Annotated in this window: 15 protein-coding genes; 8 read left to right on the plus strand and 7 right to left on the minus strand. The window is 34.6% G+C overall.

Annotated features, from left to right (window positions below; all coding sequences use genetic code 11):
* Positions 1 to 49: 49 nt before the first annotated feature.
* Positions 50 to 1,145, plus strand: a protein-coding gene (gene prfB / locus BLS90_RS06960; protein WP_139171395.1) for a peptide chain release factor 2 whose coding sequence is annotated in 2 segments (ribosomal slippage) — positions 50 to 112 and positions 114 to 1,145 — 1,095 coding nt in all. Because the reading frame shifts where the segments join, the coding sequence is not laid out codon by codon here.
* Positions 1,146 to 1,292: 147 nt separating this feature from the next.
* Here prfB and BLS90_RS06965 read toward each other — a convergent pair.
* The gene (locus BLS90_RS06965) at positions 1,293 to 2,204 is read right to left on the minus strand and encodes a phospholipase A (protein ID WP_091257133.1); all 912 of its coding nucleotides are present in this window, start codon (positions 2,202 to 2,204) and stop codon (positions 1,293 to 1,295) included.
* Positions 2,205 to 2,389: 185 nt separating this feature from the next.
* Between BLS90_RS06965 and lpxD the strand changes: the two genes are divergently transcribed.
* The 3 genes from lpxD (at position 2,390) to BLS90_RS06980 (ending at position 5,964) form a co-directional block, all read left to right on the plus strand.
* On the plus strand, positions 2,390 to 3,388 hold the full coding sequence (lpxD, locus tag BLS90_RS06970; RefSeq protein ID WP_091256884.1) for a UDP-3-O-(3-hydroxymyristoyl)glucosamine N-acyltransferase: 999 nt from the start codon (positions 2,390 to 2,392) through the stop codon (positions 3,386 to 3,388).
* Between the two features lie 165 nt (positions 3,389 to 3,553).
* On the plus strand, positions 3,554 to 5,182 hold the full coding sequence (locus BLS90_RS06975; protein WP_091256887.1) for an acyl-CoA carboxylase subunit beta: 1,629 nt from the start codon (positions 3,554 to 3,556) through the stop codon (positions 5,180 to 5,182).
* A 149-nt stretch (positions 5,183 to 5,331) separates the two neighbouring features.
* Entirely contained in the window at positions 5,332 to 5,964 is a 633-nt protein-coding gene (locus BLS90_RS06980; protein WP_091256889.1) for a hypothetical protein, read from the plus strand.
* Between the two features lie 90 nt (positions 5,965 to 6,054).
* On the opposite strand, the gene BLS90_RS06985 is transcribed toward BLS90_RS06980, so the two are convergent.
* Together BLS90_RS06985 and BLS90_RS06990 are read right to left on the minus strand one after the other, a co-directional pair.
* Positions 6,055 to 7,104, minus strand: a complete 1,050-nt coding sequence (locus tag BLS90_RS06985; protein WP_091256893.1) for an AMP-binding protein — start codon at positions 7,102 to 7,104, stop codon at positions 6,055 to 6,057.
* A gap of 38 nt (positions 7,105 to 7,142) precedes the next feature.
* Positions 7,143 to 8,054: a CPBP family intramembrane glutamic endopeptidase gene (locus tag BLS90_RS06990; protein WP_091256896.1), complete on the minus strand. Its 912-nt coding sequence runs from the start codon at positions 8,052 to 8,054 to the stop codon at positions 7,143 to 7,145.
* 105 nt (positions 8,055 to 8,159) lie between these two features.
* Here BLS90_RS06990 and BLS90_RS06995 point away from each other — a divergent pair, with 105 nt between their 5' ends.
* Positions 8,160 to 8,504: an arsenate reductase family protein gene (locus tag BLS90_RS06995; RefSeq protein WP_091256898.1), complete on the plus strand. Its 345-nt coding sequence runs from the start codon at positions 8,160 to 8,162 to the stop codon at positions 8,502 to 8,504.
* A gap of 98 nt (positions 8,505 to 8,602) precedes the next feature.
* Entirely contained in the window at positions 8,603 to 11,056 is a 2,454-nt protein-coding gene (locus BLS90_RS07000) for an outer membrane beta-barrel family protein (protein ID WP_091257134.1), read from the plus strand.
* Positions 11,057 to 11,180: 124 nt separating this feature from the next.
* On the opposite strand, the gene BLS90_RS07005 is transcribed toward BLS90_RS07000, so the two are convergent.
* Entirely contained in the window at positions 11,181 to 11,354 is a 174-nt protein-coding gene (locus BLS90_RS07005; protein WP_091256901.1) for a hypothetical protein, read from the minus strand.
* 246 nt (positions 11,355 to 11,600) lie between these two features.
* Between BLS90_RS07005 and fumC the strand changes: the two genes are divergently transcribed.
* Entirely contained in the window at positions 11,601 to 12,998 is a 1,398-nt protein-coding gene (gene fumC / locus BLS90_RS07010; protein ID WP_091256903.1) for a class II fumarate hydratase, read from the plus strand.
* An 85-nt stretch (positions 12,999 to 13,083) separates the two neighbouring features.
* Here fumC and lpdA read toward each other — a convergent pair whose 3' ends face one another.
* Entirely contained in the window at positions 13,084 to 14,487 is a 1,404-nt protein-coding gene (gene lpdA, locus BLS90_RS07015; protein WP_091256905.1) for a dihydrolipoyl dehydrogenase, read from the minus strand.
* A gap of 150 nt (positions 14,488 to 14,637) precedes the next feature.
* Positions 14,638 to 15,096 carry an Lrp/AsnC family transcriptional regulator gene (locus BLS90_RS07020; RefSeq protein WP_091256907.1) on the minus strand — a complete coding sequence of 153 codons (459 nt, stop codon included), beginning with the start codon at positions 15,094 to 15,096 and terminating at the stop codon, positions 14,638 to 14,640.
* A gap of 284 nt (positions 15,097 to 15,380) precedes the next feature.
* Here BLS90_RS07020 and BLS90_RS07025 point away from each other — a divergent pair, with 284 nt between their 5' ends.
* Complete coding sequence (locus BLS90_RS07025; protein WP_091256910.1) at positions 15,381 to 16,589, plus strand: aminotransferase class I/II-fold pyridoxal phosphate-dependent enzyme; 1,209 nt, start codon at positions 15,381 to 15,383, stop codon at positions 16,587 to 16,589.
* A 386-nt stretch (positions 16,590 to 16,975) separates the two neighbouring features.
* On the opposite strand, the gene BLS90_RS07035 is transcribed toward BLS90_RS07025, so the two are convergent.
* On the minus strand, positions 16,976 to 22,999 hold the full coding sequence (locus BLS90_RS07035) for a PAS domain S-box protein (protein ID WP_091256915.1): 6,024 nt from the start codon (positions 22,997 to 22,999) through the stop codon (positions 16,976 to 16,978).
* Between the last annotated feature and the right edge of the window lie 363 nt (positions 23,000 to 23,362).

A 23,362-nucleotide genomic window follows, 5' to 3' on the forward strand; every position in this document is an offset into this window, starting at 1 on the left:
GGATTTTTGATAAATATTGAAAATAGACCTATTAAATTAATATAATTTTATGACAACTACCGAACAGATTAAAGGTATTGTAGAGCGCCTTGGTGCGTTGAGGAGGTATCTTTGACGTTGATGCCAAATTAATAGAAATTTCAAACGAAGAAGAGAAGACTTTTGCACCCGACTTTTGGAATAACGCAAAAGAGGCCGAAATCATTGTAAAGAATCTGCGAAATAAAAAAAAGTGGATTGAAGATTACAATAAAGCCATCGAAATGACGGACGAATTGCAACTGGCGTACGATTTTTACAAAGAAGGAGAACTTACAAGTGAGGAATTAGACGAACATTACATCGCTACACAAGCGCATATTGAAGCCATTGAATTCAAGAACATGCTTTCGGACGAAGGTGATACTTTGAGTGCAGTAGTGCAAATAACCGCCGGTGCCGGTGGAACTGAAAGTTGTGATTGGGCCGAAATGCTCATGCGCATGTACATGATGTGGGGCGAAAAGTACGGTTATAAAATAAAAGAACTGAATTTCCAAAAAGGAGAAGCTGCTGGAATAAAAACAGTAACCCTCGAATTTGAAGGAGATTATTCTTTTGGCTATTTAAAAGGAGAAAACGGAGTGCATCGGTTAGTTCGAATCTCCCCTTTTGACAGTAATGCCAAGCGTCATACTTCATTCGCTTCTGTTTACGTTTATCCGCTTGTGGATGACAGTATTGAAATTGACATTAATCCTGCCGACATTGAAATTACAACCTCGCGATCTAGTGGCGCAGGAGGACAAAATGTAAATAAGGTTGAAACCAAAGTACAATTGTTTCATAAACCAACTGGAATCCAAATACAATGCTCTGAAACGCGCTCGCAACAAGATAACAGACAGCGTGCTATGCAAATGTTACGGTCGCAATTATACGAAATTGAGCTAAAAAAGAAACAGGCTCAACGCGCGGATATCGAAGCGGGAAAAATGAAAATAGAATGGGGATCACAAATCAGAAATTATGTGATGCAACCTTACAAATTAGTCAAAGACGTAAGAACTGGTCATGAAACCAGTAATGTTGATGGTGTTATGAATGGTGAAATTGATGAATTCTTGAAAGCCTATCTAATGATGATGGGACAAAAAGAAGAGTAATCAGGTGGAATCGCTCAAAATGCAATTATTACGGTTTGATAAGACCTAAACTATAAAAAAATGGCTCCACTATCTTTTATCAAAATAGTGGGGCCTTTTTTAAATTTTAGGATAATCTATACCTAAAATGGAGCTGCAGTTAAAGATCTAAAGCCATTCAATTAATGAAACACCTAGACCTACGGTAGATTGCAAGTGATTATAATCAATCAATGTTTCCCCGTATCCGTGAGAGATTAATAAATACCCTTTTAAATTATTTTTAATAGGATAAGACCAAGAAAATGTCGAATTACCCCTAGCTTTGGAATTAAAATTAAGATTGTGACTACCAACGAAAGAAAGTATATTTCCGTTTTTAGTATATATTACATTTACATCACCTCGTCCTACAAACTCGGCAATATCTGGATTATCATCTTTCCCTCCTGGCACTCGCAGCCATGGTCGTATATAGATGGTCCAGTTCCTACGTTCTAGACCAGCATGAAAAATCACTCTATTCCAACTTCTTGAAAAGGGCTCGCTTTTCCCATTTGACTGGTGATTGAACGCGACTCCTACCATTCGGGTTTTAAAACCCAAGAAATTAAATTTAACAGGCACGTTCAAAATTAGTTCTGGCTCATAATTGACTTCTCTGAAGGGTCTAGAAAGCGCATTATTGTAGATTTGCCAGTGCGATATTTGCGTGTAAGCAACCCATAAATCACCATGTCCCCAAAAGATACCCTGCATTACTTTAGTCTTAAAACTCAATTGAAATTTAGATTCAATATTATTATAATTAACGCCTGGAGGAGCTACATAATCCGGATCTAAGTTCCCAGAAATTGGTTTTTCATTAGGATTACTTGTCCATCGAACAGGAAGTACATACATTGGTTTATAAGGAGTAACTAAAAAAGTTCCTCTCGTTGAAGTAGTATCCAATTCCCAACGTTCCGTCAAGTCCCTCAATTGTGTCTTGCTATTGAAAAGCGCTTGAATTTGTGCATTTGCACTAGTGGAAAAACATAACACTAAAAACAATACTATTTTAAATTGAAAGAATTTCATAAGCATGACAGAATTTATAATTTGCAAATATACTCTTTGATTTTTAATTTTCATCAGCGAATTGCGCTGATAATTGCTACTGCTAAAGCGGTCTCTTTTCTTAAAGAAAAGGTTAGGATTAGGAATATTAACACTAAATTCTTTTATTTGAAAAATATTAAATACCAAAACCAAATTTACATCTAATGAAATCCTATACAGTACAAGAAATAAATGAGATTCTACAAGGAATTATTGTCGGGAATACCTCTGAAAAGATTACTGCTCCAGAACAATTAGAAATGGCTAGCGCAACTGAAATTTCATTTATTGGAAATAAAAAATACGAAAAATTTTGGGCAACTTCTAAAGCTTGTGTTGCAGTTGTCAATGAGGATATTGCAATAGAACCCGGAGAAAATAGGGCTTTTATAAAAGTTAAAAATGCTGATTTAGCGATGTCGCAAGTCTTAGAGCTTTTTGCGCCTCCGGCACCTTTATTTAGTGTTGACATCCATCCAACCGCAGTGATAGATCTCACTGCAACTATTAGCAATGGAGCGAGAATTGGAGCGGGCTGTTATATAGGACCTAATGTGGTTCTGGCCGACAACACAACGATTTATCCCAATGTTACCATTCTTGATGATTCCACAGTGGGAAAAAACACTGTAATTTGGTCCGGAACTGTAATTCGGGAACGATGTCATATTGGGAATGATTGTATTATACATCCTAATGCTACTATCGGTGCCGATGGTTTTGGTTTTCGACCTGATCCTCAAAGAGGTTTAGTGAAAATTCCGCAAATTGGAAATGTAATTATAGGTAATAATGTAGAAATTGGCGCCAATACGTGCGTTGATAGAGGGAAATTCAGTTCTACCATTTTAGGAGACGGTTGCAAAATTGATAATTTAGTCCAAATAGGTCATAACAGCAAATTGGGAAGATTCTGTATTATGGCTGGAAACAGTGGATTAGCTGGCTCAGTAACACTAGGAAACGGTGTAATTATAGGTGGGAGCGCTTCCATAAAAGACCACACTACTATTGGCGATGGAGCCATTGTAGGTGCCGGTTCAGGTGTTACAGGAGATATTCCAGCGGGAAAAACCATGTTAGGATATCCTGCTGTAGAAGCTCGAGATGCATTGAAACAATGGGCAATTTTGAAAAGACTCGTAAATGAATCTAAAAAATAATTACTAGCTTTTTTATTGAATTCACAAAAAAACAGAACTTCGCTTCTGTTTTTTTGTTTTAATAGTAAACAAATATTCGATTTTCATTATTTACACTTTAAAATAATAAAATTTATTTACTTGGATTTTGTATTTTAGCGCAAACTTTTTTAACATTATTTCATCATGGATTTAAACTTCAACAAAAACGAAGACCACAATAAACTTTTACTTTCCGCTTTGCGTCAAAAATTGAGCGTAGTTAAAATGGGAGGCGGTGAAAAACGCATCCAAAAATTACACGGAGAAGGCAAAATGACTGCACGCGAACGTATCGATTATTTATTGGATCCAAAGGCGAAGTGTATAGAAATTGGAGCGTTTGTTGGTGAAGGAATGTATGCGGAACACGGCGGCTGTCCATCAGGAGGTGTTGTAGTAAAAATAGGGTATATCAGAGGAAAACAATGTATTATTGTAGCCAATGATGCAACTGTAAAAGCAGGTGCTTGGTTCCCTATAACCGCAAAGAAAAATTTGCGTGCGCAGGAAATAGCAATGGAAAACAGATTGCCAATCATCTATTTGGTAGATAGCGCTGGAGTTTACTTGCCATTGCAAGACGAAATTTTCCCTGATAAAGAACATTTCGGACGCATCTTCAGAAACAATGCTCAAATGAGTAGCATGGGAATCACCCAAATTGCTGCCGTGATGGGAAGCTGTGTTGCCGGTGGTGCCTATTTACCCATCATGAGTGACGAAGCTTTGATTGTTGAAAAAACAGGAAGTATTTTTCTAGCAGGAAGCTATTTAGTAAAAGCTGCCATTGGCGAAAATATCGACAATGAAACATTAGGAGGCGCAACTACACACTGTGAAATTTCGGGTGTGACTGACTATAAAGCCAAAGATGATAAAGATGCCTTAGATAAAATAAAGAATATTGTAGACAAAATAGGAGATTTTGACAAAGCTGGTTACAGCCGAATCAAGGCAGAAAAGCCCGCATTAGACGAAAAAGAAATCTACGGCGTATTGCCAAAAGCGCGCAATGAACAATACGATATGATGGAAATAATCAATCGTCTGGTTGATAATTCTGAATTTGAAGCGTATAAAGACGGTTACGGACAAACAATCATCACTGGCTATGCCAGGATTGATGGTTGGGCAGTAGGAATTGTTGCCAATCAACGAAAAGTGGTAAAAACCAAAAATGGAGAAATGCAGTTTGGTGGTGTAATTTATTCCGATTCAGCGGATAAAGCCACACGTTTTATTGCTAATTGCAACCAAAAGAAAATTCCTTTGGTCTTTGTTCAAGATGTTACCGGTTTCATGGTAGGATCTAAATCCGAACATGGCGGAATTATAAAAGATGGTGCAAAGATGGTCAACGCTGTTAGTAATTCAGTTGTTCCAAAATTTACTGTGATTGTTGGAAATTCTTACGGTGCTGGAAATTATGCCATGTGCGGCAAAGCGTATGACCCAAGATTAATTTTTGCTTGGCCAAGTGCAGAACTCGCGGTTATGGGTGGAACTCAAGCGGCAAAAGTATTGGCACAAATTGAAGCTTCTTCACTTAAAGCCAAAGGAGAATTAGTAGATGAAGCCAAAGAAAAAGCACTATTTGACAAAATAAAGGCCAGATATGACGAACAAGTTTCCCCTTATTATGCTGCTTCCAGATTGTGGACGGACGCCATAATCGATCCTATAGATACTCGCACATGGATTTCAATGGGTATTGAAGCGGCAAATCACGCTCCTATTGAAAAGAAATTTAACTTGGGCGTTATTCAAGTTTAACTCTAGTTACCAAGGACTTATGTAATTATTTTGTACATTTATAGCTGTTCTGCAATTTACTTATAGTACTTGCAGAACAGCTTTTCTTATTATATTAAGCCCAAAAAATCTTAACCTAATTCATTTTAATAATTTAAAATTAGAGACAAATGAAAAAGATTTCGATTTTACTACTTGTTACTGCACTATTCCTTAGTCAGTTTATCGTTGCCCAAACTAGTGGAGCGCCATCCTATGCTACAAATGAAAGGAAATCTGTTTATTGGGAATCTGGAATCAACGCCTCCTTACCAGTACATATAGAAATGTATAGAACCCACAGGTTGGGAATTGGCATAAACGCTAGAGTTGGAAAAATAGTTTCCCGAAAAGTAGAACTAGGCATTCGTTTTGACTATGATTACCGATTCATTAAAAAAAATACGCGAATACTAACCGCTGAAAGTACGCTTGCAGAAAGAGCCAGTCACAATAATTTTAGTCTATTTTGCATCAAACCCAACATTCAATTTAATATGAACTCGCATTGGTTCTGGGGTGTAGAAACGGGTATTGGTTATGCGCTTTCAGATGAAGATCAAAAGATTGGACTAGGATTTGTGTCAGAATATGCTAATGATCAGCAATTCGGGCTATGTTCCGGTTTGTACGTAGGAAGGTATTTTGTTTTCAATCCTAAAATAAATAAAATAGGTATATCCATGAATTTAACTCAATTCTTAGCTCTTGGCCATGCTGAAAATAGTCTTGGATTCAAACTAAATTACCGATTTTTAAACTAGTCTTATAAAGCTAATAACGGTCCTAATAAAAAAAGCATCTTGTGAGAAACAGATGCTTTTATAATATGGATAATGAAATAAGTAGTTTCTTTAAATACCTTCTACAATTTCTTTACGTTTAATTTTTCCGTTTTCAGTCTCTATAAATTTTTCTACATAAAATACTTCTTTTGGTTTTTCATATTTATCTAAACCATCAAAAATACTATCCCCTAAAGTTTGATCTTCACCTTCGATTACTAAAACTAATTTTTCGCCTAAATCAGCGTCATGTATTCCAGTTACAAAAAATCTGGATTGAATCTTTGAAGACAATTTCTCCTCAATTTTCTCAGGGATTAATTTAATCCCACCGCTGTTGATTACATTATCTATTCTTCCTAAAAAAACAAATTGATTTTCACCAACTAATTCTACTAAATCATTCGTAACAATGGATTCTTCTGCAATTTTGGGTGCATCAATCACCAGACAATTTCTGTCATCTTTGGCAATTTTTATGTTAGGTAAAACTGAAAATGCTACGTCTCCTACTTGCTTTGCAGCGATATGAGTGATTGTTTCAGTCATACCGTAGGTTTCATATACCTGCGTTTTCAACTTAGAAAGTTCTTTTTCTAAAGTATTGCTCATTTTTGCTCCGCCAATAATCATCTTCTTCACATTATTTAATACTGCTAAAGAGTTTTGGGCTTGTATAGGAACCATTGCTACAAAATCATATTTAGTGTCATTTTTCAACATTGGATGCGAACTTGGCGCCACAAAATCGATATCAAGACCAAGAATAAAGCTTCTAACAAACATCATCTTTCCAGCGATATATTTTGTTGGCAAACAGTGTAATGCTTTATCACCCGGTTGTAAATCAAAAAAATCACCTGTAGCAATCGCTGAATTGACCATTGCTTGTTTCTCAATTCGGATTATCTTAGGCGTTCCCGTAGTCCCGGATGTATTGAGTTCCAAGTAGGATTTATTGTCAAACCAATCAAGTATGAAGTCTCCTACAGACTTTTCATATTCATCACCTTCTTTGATAAAACTATACGCAACTCGACATAAATCATTTCGATTTAGGTGAAATCCGTTCAATTTAAACAGATTATGAACATTCTGATAAGTTATTGTATTGGTCATGAGCGAGTATTTTTTAAATTATTTAATGCTTATATCAACTATATATTACCGCTTAATTTTTCTTTCCAGTTCATCCAGTTGTATTTTTTACTAAAGATAAATAAAAGTATCGGGTAAATTATGACAACTGGTAAAATTACATCTAATCCTGCTGAAGGATCTGAAATATCTTTAAAAATAGAATGCGTTTGAAAAGCAGACCAATCTGAAGTGATTAACAATGCACCAACTAAATTATTAGCTGCATGAAAGCCCAAAGCCAGTTCCAATCCCTCATCCATAAGCGTAATAATCCCCAGAAACAAACCTGTTCCGATATAATAAACCAATATAATGTAGCCAATTTTATCCACTTCAGGATTGAAGATATGCATCCCGCCAAAAATAAGCGAAGTCATGAGTAGAGGAAACCATTTATTTTTAGACAAATTAGCAAAACCCTGCATCAAATATCCTCTAAAAATATATTCTTCAGAACTGGTTTGTATTGGAATAAGTAGTATTCCAATAATAACAAGAATTACAAAAGGAATTGGTTTAAAATTGATTACAAAGTCGTTGGGTTCATAAAAATAAAAAAACAGTGTAGAGACTATTGTAATTCCGGACCAAATTGAAAAAGAAAAGATGATTCGATTCCAGTCCACTTTACTTCTAGCAGTAGTTACAGATAGAAACGTTTGATGGTGTAAATAGCGCACCACTAAAACAACACCAAGCATAATGAAAACGAATGAAATCAATATCAAAAATAAGGTTACATTAGGCTCAAAAAATCTCATTAGTGCCTCATTATTTGTTGGGTATGATGTGCCATTGGTAAATGTTTCATAAAACAAAGCCGCAACAAATAGCATCTGACCTATTAGTGAGGCTAAAACGAGTAATACCGAACCCCAAATATACTTCCAAAATCTATTCTCTGACTTTACACCTTGCTCTATAAACATGAATTTTACTTTAATTGTATATCTGATTAGTTTAACAAACCGTATTTTTGTTACATGATTAAGTTCCTTGTTTAAAAAATTAAAACAAACAAAATATAGGTTTACATGTTACAAATATACCATAATTCCCGCTGCGGAAAATCCCGACAATGTTTAGTACTTATGCAAAATTCGAACCTAGAGTTTGAAGTCATCCATTACCTAACACATCCTCCTTCATTTAATGAGCTGTCTACTGTTATTGAAAAACTAAATATAAAACCAATAGCATTAGTACGGCAAAAAGAAAAAATTTGGATCGAAAAGTATGAAGATCAAAAATTAGATGACAAACAAATTATTCTAGCCATGATATCGAATCCAATTCTAATTGAAAGACCTATTGTAGTAAAGGGAAACAAGGCAATTATAGGACGAGATTTAGAAAAAGTCAGCAAGTTCATCGCATAATTATTCAATTATTTAAATTTAACATTTTTTTATGACAGTGAGCATTAAACAAAAATCAACTTTTGACGTCTAATATTGTTTAACCAATGTTTATAGAAATGAAAAAAATAAAATCTATTTTACTTCTTGTTCTCTCTTTTAATACCCTTTTTAGTTTTGCTCAACAAGCACCTACAGTCCCAAAAATCAAAATTTCGGGAAGAGTGGTAGAAAAAATAAGCAATCAACCTTTAGAATATGCTACTATTACTTTTTTGGCTCCTAATAATCCCAAACCAATTGCAGGTGGAATTACAAATCCAAAAGGAGAATTTGATATTGAGGTTACACCAGGTGTTTATGACATAAAAATTGAATTCATATCTTTCAAAGTAAACGAAATCAAACAAAAAAACCTAAAATCCAATACAAGTTTAGGCTTAATTAGTTTAGAGGAAGATGTAAATCAATTGAACGAGGTTATTATTCGTTCTGAAAAAACTACCGTTGAAATCAAATTGGATAAAAAAGTGTACAACGTAGGTAGTGACCTTATGGTCAAAGGCGGAACGGTAAGTGATGTTTTAGATAATATTCCTTCGGTTGCAGTAGATATTGAAGGAAACATAAGCTTGCGGGGAAATGAAAATGTTAGAGTACTGATTGATGGAAAACCATCAAATGCGATAAACATAGCTGAAGCATTGCGTTTAATACCGGCTGATGCCATTGAAAAAGTAGAGGTAATTACCAACCCATCTGCTCGATATGATGCTGAAGGTGGTGGGGGTCTTTTAAATATTATCTTAAAAAAAGGTAAAAATTTAGGTTTAAATGGAACTTTTATTGCCTCAACGGGATATCCTGAAAATCACGGTTTAAGCGGTACCTTAAATTATAAATCAGATAATTTTAATATTTTCACTACACAAGCTTACAATGATCGTAATAATCCTGGAAATGCTTTTACAAACTCTAGATATTTAAATGCTGACAATACAACTCGAGATTACATCTACGAAACCAGAGAAAACGAAAGAAACAATAAAGGCTACAATGGGAATTTTGGTGTAGAATGGTATTTGAACAAATCAACATCATGGACAAATTCAATTAATTACCGTAAAAGTAATGGAAAGAATAGGGATGACGTTTTTCAAGATTATTATGATTCAGGTTTTAATTATGATTACACTCGCAATCGAGTGAACGATGAAAATAGCGACAGTGAAAATGTAGAATTTGCTACCAACTTCATAAAAAAATTCAAAAAAGACGGACACAAATTGTCAATTGACGGATCCTTTTCTACTAATGATGATATCAATAATGCTATAATTACAGATAAAGATTCTAGAACAAATTTGGTTACATTTGATAATACTCGAAATGATCAAACTCAGAGTAGAAATTTACTTCAAATGGATTATGTTTTACCTTTTGGAAAAGGAAGTCAATTTGAAGCGGGATATCGTGGTGATTTTTCAAAATTACTAACGGATTATCAAGTGGATAATGACGGAGTAATTAACAACAACTTTACGAACACATTAGAATATAAAGAAAAAGTAAATGCTCTTTATACTCAATATGGTGTGAAAATCAATAAATTCTCAGCCCTTTTTGGCTTGCGTTTTGAAGATTCAAATATTGAAATTAACCAATTAGCCACGAATGATTTCAATACTAAAAAATACAATAATTTTTTTCCTAGTGCTTTCTTCACTTATGAAATTTCAGATAAAAGTAGCACTTCTGTAAGTTACAGTCGCAGAATTCAAAGACCAAGAGGGCGATTCTTAAATCCGTTCAGTAACTTATCCAGTAATATCAATATTTTTGTTGGAAATCCTGATTTAGATCCAGCATTTACTGATGCTATTGATTTTGGTTATATCAAAAGATGGGATAAATTAACATTTAACACTTCCTTATATTTAAACAAAACAAATGATTCGTTTCAATTTGCTAGAAGAGAATCTGGTGACTTTGTGAATGGCACGCCTATACTTATTAGCTCGCCTATCAATTTAGCTACTGAATTCAGAACAGGATTTGAGTTTACTTTAAACTATTCTCCTTACAAATGGTGGAAATTAAATGGGAATTTCAATTTCTTTAGAAACGAAACAAAAGGCGATTTCACCTATACGGACTTTAACAATAATGAAATCTCTCAAAATTTTGACAACATAGCTACATCTTGGTCTACAAGACTGACTTCAAAAATCACGTTGCCATACAAAATCGATTGGCAAACAAATGCTAGTTATAACGGTCCACAAAATAATGCTCAAGGAAGAAGTTTGGGTGTTCTTGCAGCAAACTTGGCTTTTAGTAAAGACATCATGAAAGACAAAGGAACACTATCATTTAATATCAGTGATGTGTTCAATTCCAGAAAAAGAATGATAGAAACTTACCTTCCGGGAACTGTTGATTCTTACAGCGAAATGCAATGGAGAGTAAGACAGTTTAGTTTATCGTTTACCTATCGTTTTAACAAACCTAAAAACGAAAGAGAAAAACCTAGACAAAATCAAGGGGATAATGAAGGTGACTATCAAGGTTAAAAAAACAAGGACTCCCGAAAAGGAGTCCTTGTTTTTTTGTATCCATTAAAAATGAAATTTCAAAAACTCGAAGCATAAAAAAAAGGACTCGTAAAAACGGGTCCTTTTCATTTAACAAAACAGCTTATACTGCTTGTTGCTCTTGCTTCTTTTTATCTCTTTTCTCTTTGTATGCTTCCCAAGTTGCTCCACCTACCCAATAGGATACGAAACCAACTAAAAAGAACATCAACCAAAACCCTATAGTAAGAATGGTTAAGAAAAGTAAAAAGCCTAAATACTGTGAAAATTCAAACATGTTTTCCGGAATTTTTGAATGTAGCCACAAATGTAAGTTTAATTCCTTTTCATACCAATAAAAAAGGATAAAAACTACCCATGAATTTTTATAAAAAAGGAATTTTCCGTATTTTTGAACTCAGAATTTGGAGCTGTTCCCGCTGTACACTCCAATCTTTTCTTTTTTAAAGAAAAAAAGAAAAGGATTTCCATTTCCATCGCGGCTAAAAATCGAGTAAACTACATATTTATAAATAACATCAACATGAAATTCAGAATAGAAAAAGACACCATGGGTGAAGTGCAGGTTCCTGCTGACAAGTATTGGGGCGCACAAACAGAACGTTCTCGCAATAATTTTAAGATTGGCCCATCTGCTTCGATGCCAAAAGAAATCGTAGAAGGTTTTGCTTATCTAAAAAAAGCAGCTGCTTACGCTAATTGTGATTTAGGAGTTTTACCAATCGAAAAACGAGATGCTATCGCAGCCGTTTGTGATGAAATTCTTGCTGGTAAACTAGATAATGAATTTCCATTGGTTATCTGGCAAACCGGTTCTGGAACACAAAGTAACATGAACGTAAATGAAGTAGTTGCAAATCGCGCTCAGGTATTAAAGGGATTTAACATTGGCGAAGGGGAGCAATTCATTAAAGCGAATGATGATGTGAACAAATCACAATCTTCAAATGATACGTTTCCAACTGGAATGCATATTGCCGCTTATAAAGCAGTAGTGGAAATTACAATTCCTGCTGTTGAAAAATTAAGAGACACCTTGCATGCCAAAGCTACAGAATTCAAGACAGTAGTAAAAATTGGACGTACACATTTAATGGATGCTACTCCGCTTACATTGGGACAAGAAATTTCAGGATATGTGGCACAATTAAACTATGGCTTGAAAGCAGTTAAAAATACGTTAGCTCACTTATCAGAAGTGGCTTTAGGAGGTACAGCAGTAGGAACTGGATTGAATACTCCAGAAGGATATGACGTAAAAGTAGCGGAATACATAGCGGAGTTTACAGGACATCCATTTGTAACAGCAGAAAACAAGTTTGAAGCCTTGGCTGCGCATGATGCTATTGTAGAAACACATGGTGCATTAAAACAATTGGCCGTTTCATTGAATAAAATTGCTAATGATGTTCGAATGTTAGCTTCAGGACCACGCTCCGGAATTGGAGAAATCCTTATTCCAGAAAACGAACCAGGTTCTTCTATCATGCCAGGAAAAGTAAACCCTACCCAGTGCGAAGCTTTGACAATGGTTTGCGCACAAGTTATGGGGAATGATGTCGCTATTTCTGTGGGAGGAATGCAAGGTCATTATGAATTGAATGTTTTTAAACCTCTAATGGCAGCAAACTTTTTACAATCTGCTCGATTATTAGGTGATGCGTGTCTTTCTTTTGACGAACATTGCGCTCAAGGTATTGAACCAAACTACAAACGAATCAAAGAACTAGTAGATAATTCCTTAATGTTAGTTACTGCTTTGAATACTAAAATTGGATATTACAAATCGGCTGAAATTGCTCAGACAGCACATAAAAACGGGACAACATTAAAAGAAGAAGCGGTGCGTTTGGGTTATGTAACACCCGAAGATTTTGATGCTTGGGTTAAACCTGAAGATATGGTGGGAAGTTTGAAATAAAACCTTCTAAATACCAAAACAAAAAAATCCCAAATTCCAATTGTATTTATGGAATTTGGGATTTATTATTTTAGAACTGTATTTTCTATACGTGTAACGCTCTATTGTCTGTAGCGGCTAATGCAGCTTCCTTAATCGCTTCCGCAAAAGTAGGATGCGCATGTGATATTCTAGAAATATCTTCAGCAGATGCTTTAAATTCCATTGCAGTTACTGCTTCGGCAATTAAATCCGCACAACGCGCTCCAATCATGTGAACACCTAAAACCTCATCCGTTTTTGCATCAGCAAGAATTTTTACAAATCCATCTAAATCTCCTCCTGCTCTTGCACGTCCTAATGCTTTGAATGGAAAACTTCCTGATTTGTATTCAATTCCAGATGCTTTTAATTGCTCTTCTGTTTGTCCTACAGCAGCTACTTCGGGCCAAGTGTATACGACTCCAGGAATCAAGTTATAATCAATATGCGGTTTTTGACCTGCTAAAATTTCAGCAACCATAGTTCCTTCCTCCTCGGCTTTATGAGCAAGCATCGCTCCACGAACAACATCCCCAATGGCATAGATATTTGGAACATTCGTTTGCAAATGATCATTTACTTCAACCATACCTCTATCCGAAATTTTCACTCCTGCTTTATCAGCGTTCAATCCATCGGTATAAGGACGACGACCTACAGAAACCAAGGCGTAATTCCCTTCTAGTGTGATCGTTTCTCCTTTTGTATTCTCAGCTTGAACAGCAACAATATCGCCATTTCTTTCTACTGATTTCACTTTATGTGAAACGTAGAATTTCATACCTTGTTTTTTCAATACTTTAGTCAATTCTTTAGACAAAGAAGCATCCATTCCTGGAATGATTCTGTCTAGATATTCTACAACCGAAACTTGTGCTCCCAAACGTAGATATACTTGTCCAAGTTCAATACCTATAACTCCACCACCAATAATGACCAAATGTTTTGGAACTTCAGGAAGTTTCAAAGCTTCGGTAGAAGTGATTATTCTTTCTTTATCAATTTTGATAAAAGGCAAAGAAGAGGGTTTTGACCCTGTTGCGATTATGATGTTTTTAGCTTCAACAGTTTCAGAAGTTCCATCTGCTTTTGCAACAGCAACGTGTGTAGCGTCAACAAATGAACCTAATCCCTCAAGAACTGTAATTTTATTTTTATCCATTAAAAATTTCACCCCACCTGAAGTTTGATCAACAACCGCTTGTTTGCGCGCAATCATTTTTTCTAGATTCACTTTTACTTCCCCAGAAACTTCAATTCCATGATCAGCAAAATGAGCAATTTCACTGTAATGATGAGAAGAAGCAAGCAATGCTTTGGAAGGAATACAACCTACATTGAGGCAAGTTCCTCCAAGAGTGGAATATTTTTCGATAATTGCTGTTTTGAAACCCAACTGTGCACAACGAATTGCTGCAACATATCCGCCTGGTCCAGAACCTATAATGACTACGTCAAATGAACTCATAGTATAATTATTTATTAAGTTTTTATAAAATGTCGCACAAAATTAAGGAATTAAGTTTTGTTTAAAGTCTAAATTCACTGGTTTTTGTCTGAAATAAATGCTTATTAACATTTATTTATCAGTAAATAGGTCGTTGTATTTTCCTTTATTTTAAATCGTTATGACAGTAGTGTTTTTGACTTCACTAATCATAAATGTACTGTGTGTGCTTCCAATATGTTCCAAAGTTGTTAATTTAGTTACTAAAAATTCTCTGTAGGCTTCCATATCTTTTACCACTATTTTCAAAATATAGTCGTAATCGCCACTAACATGATGACATTCCAGAACCTCTTTGAGCTTCACGACTTCACTTTCAAATTTGGTAAGAAACTCTTTGGTGTGTTGTATCAATTTAAGGTGACAAAAAACGACGAATCCTTTTTCGACTTTCGAACGATCGACTAGCACTACGTATTTATCGATGATTCCTTCTCTTTCGAGCTTTTTAATGCGCTCATATACCGCAGTAACCGAAAGGTTGAGTTTTACTGAAAATTCTTTTGTGGTTTTCTTACAATCGGATTGTAATAAGAAAAGCAATTTTTTATCAATTGAGTCTAATGTCATTTTTATTGAAATTTGAATTGAAATAAAATCTATGTAAATCCTGTTTAAAGAGCTAATTTAGAAAATTAAATTAAATTATTCCTATTTTATAGATTTAAAATCCAATATTCATCAATAGTATTGATTATTAATCTAGAACCGTGTTATTTTGAATAGATTTTGTTACTAACGAAATACCCTAGCCCTAATAGCAGTGTAAATCCTTTCTATTCCTGAACTTGTTTCAGGAATAGAAAGATTGAAACGAATAGCAGGAATAGCTTCAAATAATAATACATACAACTATGAAAAATTTCAATCCCGCAGACAACATTCAGGATTTACAGTACTTTGGAGAATTTGGTGGTGTAAACCCGTCCATTTCTGATTCTTCCACGTATACGTTTTTATCGGCAAAAACGATGTTTGATACTTTTGAAGGAAATATGGAAGGCTGTTATTTATATTCCCGCCATTCATCACCTAGTAATTTGTATTTAGACAAAGCACTCGCAGCAATGGAAGGAACAGAAACCGCTAATGTTTCGGCCTCCGGAATGGGCGCAATTACCCCTACACTATTGCAGTTGTGCGGCACGGGTGATCACATTGTTTCAAGCAGAACAATTTATGGAGGAACGTATGCTTTCTTGAAGAATTTTACGCCAAGATTAGGCATCAAAACTACTTTTGTAGATATTACAAAACTTGATGTTGTTGAAGCGGCAATTACGCCCGAAACCAAAGTTTTGTATTGTGAAACAGTTAGCAATCCGTTGCTAGAAGTAGCTGATATTGAAGGTTTATCTAAAATTGCAAAGCGCCATAATTTAACGCTTGTGGTTGATAATACATTTTCACCATTGTCCGTTTCTCCTGCACGATTGGGTGCTGATATTGTGATTCACAGTTTGACCAAATACATTAACGGAAGCAGTGATACTGTGGGCGGAGTGACATGTGCCTCGCGAGAATTTATTGATAGTTTAAAAAACGTAAATAGCGGAGCCAGCATGTTACTGGGACCTACAATGGATAGTTTACGTTCAGCGAGTGTGATGAAAAACTTGCGCACTTTGCATATCCGTATGAAACAGCACAGTCATAATGCGATGTATCTTGCGCAACGCTTCGAAAAAGATGGACTAAAAACAGTATATCCCGGTTTGGAAAGCCATCCAAGTCACGAAATTTATAAAACGATGATCAATCCCGAATATGGTTTTGGAGGAATGATGACTTTGGACATAGGAACTTTGGCGAAAGCCAATGAATTAATGGAATTAATGCAAGCAAAAAATCTAGGGTATCTTGCTGTTAGTTTAGGGTTTTACAAAACGTTGTTTAGTGCCCCTGGAACTTCGACATCAAGTGAAATCCCTCTAGAGGAACAAATAGAAATGGGATTGACTGATGGTTTAATCCGATTTTCTATAGGTTTAGACAATAATATTGAAAGAAGCTATCAAATGATGCGCGCCTGTATGATGGAATTAAATATTCTGATATCTTAAAACAATTCTGCTTGTAGTAAGCCAGTTTAAAGCCTGTATGCTCAATTATACAGGCTTTTACACTATAAATAAAGCAGTTAACCCGTTTTTATAAGTTGCTTTTACATCATTTAGGAAAGGTGAAAGTAAATTTCTTCGCTTCTTTGATTTTGATTTCGAAATTATTCTCATGAAGTAGTCCGTTATTTCTATCAAATTGCACTCGATTATTTTTTATCTTACACCTATCTAAAATGGGTGTTACCCAGCCTAAAGAAGCGCAGAAAAGGAGTGAAAAAAAATAGCATCTTCTCTCCTTCTTTCTCGTTTCTCTCTCTGTTTTTTTACCTAATTTTTTACTAGGCATCAATAATTAAACACTCTTTTTAGACTTTGTTGAAATAGAATCAATTCTTATTCAACCATTTTTGCAACACTTTTTCTAAATCCAATTGAATAATCGGCTTCGGTAAGTAATCGTTCATGCCTGCTTGAAGGCATTTTTCTTTATCTCCTACCATTATGCCCGCGGTGATTGCGATTATAGGAATATCCCCCGAATCTTCTAATTGTCTAATCTCGTCTGTTGCTTCATATCCATTTTTATTTGGCATCTGAATGTCCATTAAAATCACGTCAGGTTTTTCTTTTTTGTACCTATCGACAGCCTCATTACCATCCTTAGCTTCAAGAATAGTGCAATTAGAGATGATTCTTTTGACTAGTGTTTTAGCTAAAAACATATTAATTTTATTGTCTTCCACTATTAAAACTGTAAGATCACTTAACGTATGCAAAGGTTTTATAAAGTCGTCTTTTAAGCTTTTGGCAAATAATGCCGTTGGATGTTTCTTATGTTTCGCCTTTTTGAATGTAATCACAAAAAAGAAATCGCTTCCATCGCCATATTTACTGATCAATTGTAACTTGCTATCCATCAAAGCCAGTAATTGATTTGAAATGGCCAACCCTAATCCTGTTCCACCAAATTTTCTACTGGTGGAATTATCTTCTTGTACAAACGAATTGAATATTTTCTCGTTGTTTTGGGTTTTAATTCCCACTCCAGTATCTTTTACAGAAAACTGAATCGTTGATCCTTTTGAATTTGAAAAGTCAATCTGATTTATATCCAATCTTATTTCACCAAAATTGGTAAATTTAATCGCGTTACTCAAGAGATTTACAAGTATTTGTTTCAATCGCACAGAATCAGCTAAAATGTATTGCGGAACGTTATTATTAATGTCAAGTATTAAATCTATCTTCTTTTGATTTGCTTGGGATTTAAATAAATCTATGACTTGATTTGTCAATTTAAAAAGATTCACTTCTTCAATATTAAGTTCTAATTTTCCAGATTCAATTTTAGAGAAATCCAACACATCATTGACAATTTCCATTAATGAAGTTGCAGATTCATTGACTGTCGTCATATATTCTGCTTGATTTTTTTTCAAATTTGACTTCATTAACAAATGAGTAAATCCAATTATCCCGTTTAATGGCGTTCTAATTTCATGACTCATATTAGCTAGAAAATCAGTCTTTGCTTTGTTGGCAGATTCAGCTAATTCCTTAGCCTTTAGCAATTCCATTTCCATTACTTTTTGTTCCGTGATATCAATGAAACTGATTACTATTTCAAAGATTTCACCCTTCTCGTTACGATCTGGATAACCGTTTACTAACAACCAAACAATATCTTTTTTTGTAGAACGATGTACTCCTAATACAAAATTTTTCAAAGATTTCTTTGTAGCAATAATTTGGTTTACGGGATAGTTGTTAATAGACAATGGTGCATTTTCCTCATCTAAAAAATTCCAAGCAAGATCAGAAGCTTTCATTCCTTTCATCTCACTTTCAGTCAATCCTAATAATTCAGCTGCTATTTGATTATTGACAATAATGGAGGTATCGACGGCATGAACTAGTATCCCTGCATCAAGATTTTTTAATAAACCTCGGTACCTCTCTTCACTTTTTAAAAGTGCAAAATCGGAATTTTTTGTCGCAGTAATATCACGAGACAGACATATAAAATGGACTTCTTGCGCATCACTTTCCATCATAGGAGCAATGGAGACTTCGAACCAACGTAATTCCTCATTTAGCTTTAAGAAATACTGTCTTCCAGTAGAATATCCTTGCAGAGCAGCTTCTTTAATAGCAGACAAAATTAAATTAGCCACATCCTGATTCAAAACGTCTGAAAATGTTTTTCCTAAAAAAACCTCGGGAGGTAGTGCTAATAAATCATCTCGGCGCGAATGATAATTAAAAATTTTACCTGTTATATCTACCTCGAATAGCAGGTCAGGGATGGCGCCAAGAATGGCCTCCATTTTTTTATGCATTTTCCTAAATTCATCGTCCTTTTTTTTGCGTTCGCTTATATCTCTTACAATAGCAAGAATTCGACCATCTAGAATCATCTTCGCGGTGATTTCTACATCAATAAAGGATCCTGATTTGTGAAGCATCGATCGTTCAAGCAAAGTTTGCTCCCCATTTAATAATTCTTTATGCATAATTGGCCTTCTTACAAGTTCGGCTTCCGTGTATAAATCTACTATGTTTTTGTTACAAAGTTCCTCTTTGCTATACCCTAGCATAACACAGGCACTTTCATTTACCTCTAGCAAGTCTCCAGCAAGATCATTAATAAAAATAGCATCAGATGCTTGTTCAATAAGACTTCTATATTTCTCTTCACTGCGGATTAACTGCTCCTTAATATTTTTTAATTCAGTGATTTCTATCATGGCTCCATTTAAGCGAATTGCATTTCCAGATTCATCTCTGGAAATAATTCCTCTATCATAAAAAATTCCATAACTACCATCTGCTTTTAAAAAACGGAATTCATCTGACCATAAATTGGCAGTCCCTACATAGGAATCTTCTAATTTTTTAATCACTCTTTCTCGATCCTCTGGGTGAACCTTAGAACGCCATATAACGCTATTGTTCTGGCCATTTGGCAAACTACTGCCAAATCCGAAAAGAGAAATGAAAGTTTGATTATTCCAACTTTCTCCTGTTAGTACATTATATTCAAATACTGCATCATTAGTAGCTGCAGAAATAATTTCAAATCGTTCGTTGGCAATTTTTATTTTCTCCTCTGCTTTTTTAATATCAGAAAGATCCATTCCCATTCCCAATAGGCACTTTTTCCCTTTATACTCAAACGCATGAGAATTAATGTAATATGGGATTTTATCTTTATCTTTTGTAAACAATTCGATTTCTAATCCCGGTGCTTTCATTTCAAAGACCGTCTTTAATCTTGTTCGTATTATTTCCTTGTAATCATCATCATAAAAATCTACCGCTTCCATTTGAGCTATTTCACCCGGATTGTAGCCAGTAACGGTCTCGAAATTTTTATTCCACTTGACAAATTTTCCTGATTCATCATACATATAAAAAATGCCAGGAAGGTTATTGATTATCAGTTCCGAAAGTTGTTTTTCCTTCAAAATCGCATCTTCAGCAATCTTGCGCTCCGAAATATCAGTAATAGTACCAATATATCCCACAATCTGGTTTTTAAGATTTCTTTCCGGAATCGCCTGCCCCATAACCCAAGCTATCGATCCATCCGGGCGCACAAAACGATACTCTGACACTGAAGTTTCAAGATCATTTGTTGCTTCCTCCCATCCTTGCAATACTATTTTTTTATCGTCCTCATGAACGGCGTTTATCCAGCCGTTTCCCTTAGCTTCTTCAAAAGTCAATCCAGAAATTTGACTCCAAAAAGGATTCACATAAGTAGTATCTCCTTTTGCATTTGTACGGAAAATTCCAACTGTAGAAACCTCCGTTAGGGTGTGGTATCTTTGCTCACTTTCAAATATATCTTCTTCCGCTTTTTTGCGTAGGGCTTCTTTTTCAAAAATTTCTAGTGCAAAAGCCACATCGCCTGTTGCTTCCTCTAATAATGCGATTTCCTCTTTATCAAAAAAATTTTTCTCCTCTGCATAGAAAGTAAAAGTACCAATTACTTTTCCGAATTTATTTATTGGAACTGACATTAAAGATAAATATCCTCTCTCTAATGCTTCTTCTTTCCACGGCAGCATCATTACATCCTTTTCAATGTCATTACAAACAATTGATTTGCGCAGTCCAATGGCACGACCTGCTGGACCTCTTTCTAGTGGTTCGTCATCTATTGTTATGGTTTTAATTTTGGCGAAATAACCATTGTCATCCCCAACAATTTTTGCCGGTATCACTTTTTTAGTTTCTTCGTCTACAATGCCAATCCAAGCCATTTTAAACTTTCCTAAATTAACTGCAATAGTACATGCTTCCGTAAATAAGGTTTCTTGATCCGTAGTTCTTACGATCATCTGGTTAATTTGACTGATAAAAAAATACAGCCTATTGGCTTTAATAATTTTTTGTTCCGCCAAAATTCTTTCAGTAACATCCGTGACAATTCCGTGGCAAATTACCGTTCCTTCAGGCTCAACTACAGGCAAAGAATTTACACTATGCCAAACCATTCCTTTTGTAGGATGAAAATAGCGGTATTCTCCTTTGAGAAAAACTAGCTTGGATTTAGCTTCATGTATGCTGCACATCAGGTTCTCTAAATCATCCGGATGAATTAATCCGAAAATTTTATTTGCATCAAACTCAATTTCTTCATAAGTAAACCCATATATGTCCTCAATGGCATGACTGGCATACGGATAACTCAATGAGCCGTCTTTGTTTTGCCGCATGGAATAAATCAATCCAGGCGAGGTAGCCGCAATTTTATCAAATTTATCTTTTTCTTTTGATAAGGTTTCATTGGCCATGATGCTTTCAGTGACATCTCTTAAATTGACAACAATACCATTCACGCCATTGTGCTCCATCATATTATTCAGGACTCCCTGCAGCCAGATATAGTTTCCATTCTTATGCCTTACCTGAAATAAAACTGGATGCGGTTTTCCTGGATTATTAAAAGTTTTCTGAACCATTTCATGAACATATTCCAAATAATCAGGATGGAAATATTCTTGTTCCGTTAAGTTTTCATATTCTTCATGTGAATATCCGTTAACACGAGATGATGACGGGCTGCGAAATAGTGAATTGAAATTTTCATCAATGACCGATATAATGCTGTCATTATTTTCCACCAAGGCTCGAAACCGTTTTTCGCTTTCTTTAATTTTTTCTTCGGCTTTTCTATTTTCAGTAACGTCTTTAACAAAACCTAAAAAGCGATCCCCAGAAAGCGCTACTACATCAATGAAACAAAACAGTTCAGCTCCATTTTTATGAATAATTATAATCTCTCCTTTTATCGCTCCTGTTTCTTGCAAAAGTTGAAATTTTTGTAAAGTAGCATCCGCATGTTCCTTTGAAGATAGATCTCCAAATTTCATCATCAAAAGTTCTTGCGCAGAATATCCCGTTAATGTAGATGCAGCTTGGTTAACATCAATATAGTTTCTGTTTTTATCGATTACAAAAATTCCATCTGGAGCATTTTCAATATAATATTTAAACTTAGCATCGCTTTCTTGCTCAATCAATTTAAGTTTATAATCTATAACTGCAGCTTCTTGCTCTTTTATGGATTGCTCTATTAATTTTTTCTCTGTAATATCCTGAGTATTCCCCCTTAGTGTAACAACATTGCCATTTTCATCTAATTCTAGTACTACAATAGCATGCAACCATTTATTTTTGTTGTTTGATAAAACTACATTTTGTTGCACCTCAAATTCTTTTTTATCTACAATTGCTTGATCAATTTTATTTAAAAAAGAGTTGGCATCCTCTGCTGAAAAAAGATTGATAAATTCCTGAAACAAATTTTGTTTAGGATCCATTTCAATTTCATAAATCGAATATAATTCCTTAGACCAAATCATCTTTTTATCTGCTAAATTGAATTCCCGACTTCCTATCTTAGCAATTTTTTGGGCTTCATTCAATAAGTTTTGAGCAGAGCGTAAATATTCTTGATTATTTTTTATTTCTGAAATATCTCTACCTATTCCATATACGAAGTCTTGATTCGGAGAAAGATTAATTGTCCATTGTATCGTTACGACATCAGAATTCTTGTTTATATAACGGTTTTCAAAGTAAGGGGATGGTCGAGAATTAGACAATAATACAACTTCTTGATTTGTTTTCTCAATATCCTCTGGATGGATAAATGTTATAATAGGATTAGTTAATAACTCCTCCTTAGTGTATCCAAGTATTTGAACAAAAGAGGAATTAATTTGTTTAAAAAAACCGTCAAAACCACTAATGCAAACTAAATCTCTAGATCCATTTTGATAGAAATCAAATTCACCGCTGAATTGCTCTTTTTTTAATAAACGATTTATTTCTGATTCTTGTTCTTGAATTCTAATGAGTAAATCATCGTACGAAGGCTTCTTTATATTCTTGTTCATTACTATCTAATAAGGGATAAATATAGCAAATTATAGTTAAAAAATAAAAAAGGGCAATGATAATTTAAACGTCAAAAATCGTATAATTCTATGATTTGACTATATGAAAAGGCCTGTTAATCTATGGTGGGTTATATTTTTATCTACTAAATGGCATAAAAGGTCAAATCGAAATAGAGCAAATAAAATTCAAATTATTAAAGTACAAAACCACAATAATTTTTTGGTTTGATTTTTGTAAAATCTGTATTCGAAAACTAGAAGACTCCTTTTAGTTTCACAAAACCAAAACGATAATGAAAAGCGCTTAAAACAGATGAAAAATTTATTTAATAAAAAAACAATACAACATTTGTACATACA

This window comes from Flavobacterium omnivorum, assembly GCF_900099915.1.
Taxonomy (GTDB): Bacteria; Bacteroidota; Bacteroidia; order Flavobacteriales; family Flavobacteriaceae; genus Flavobacterium; species Flavobacterium omnivorum.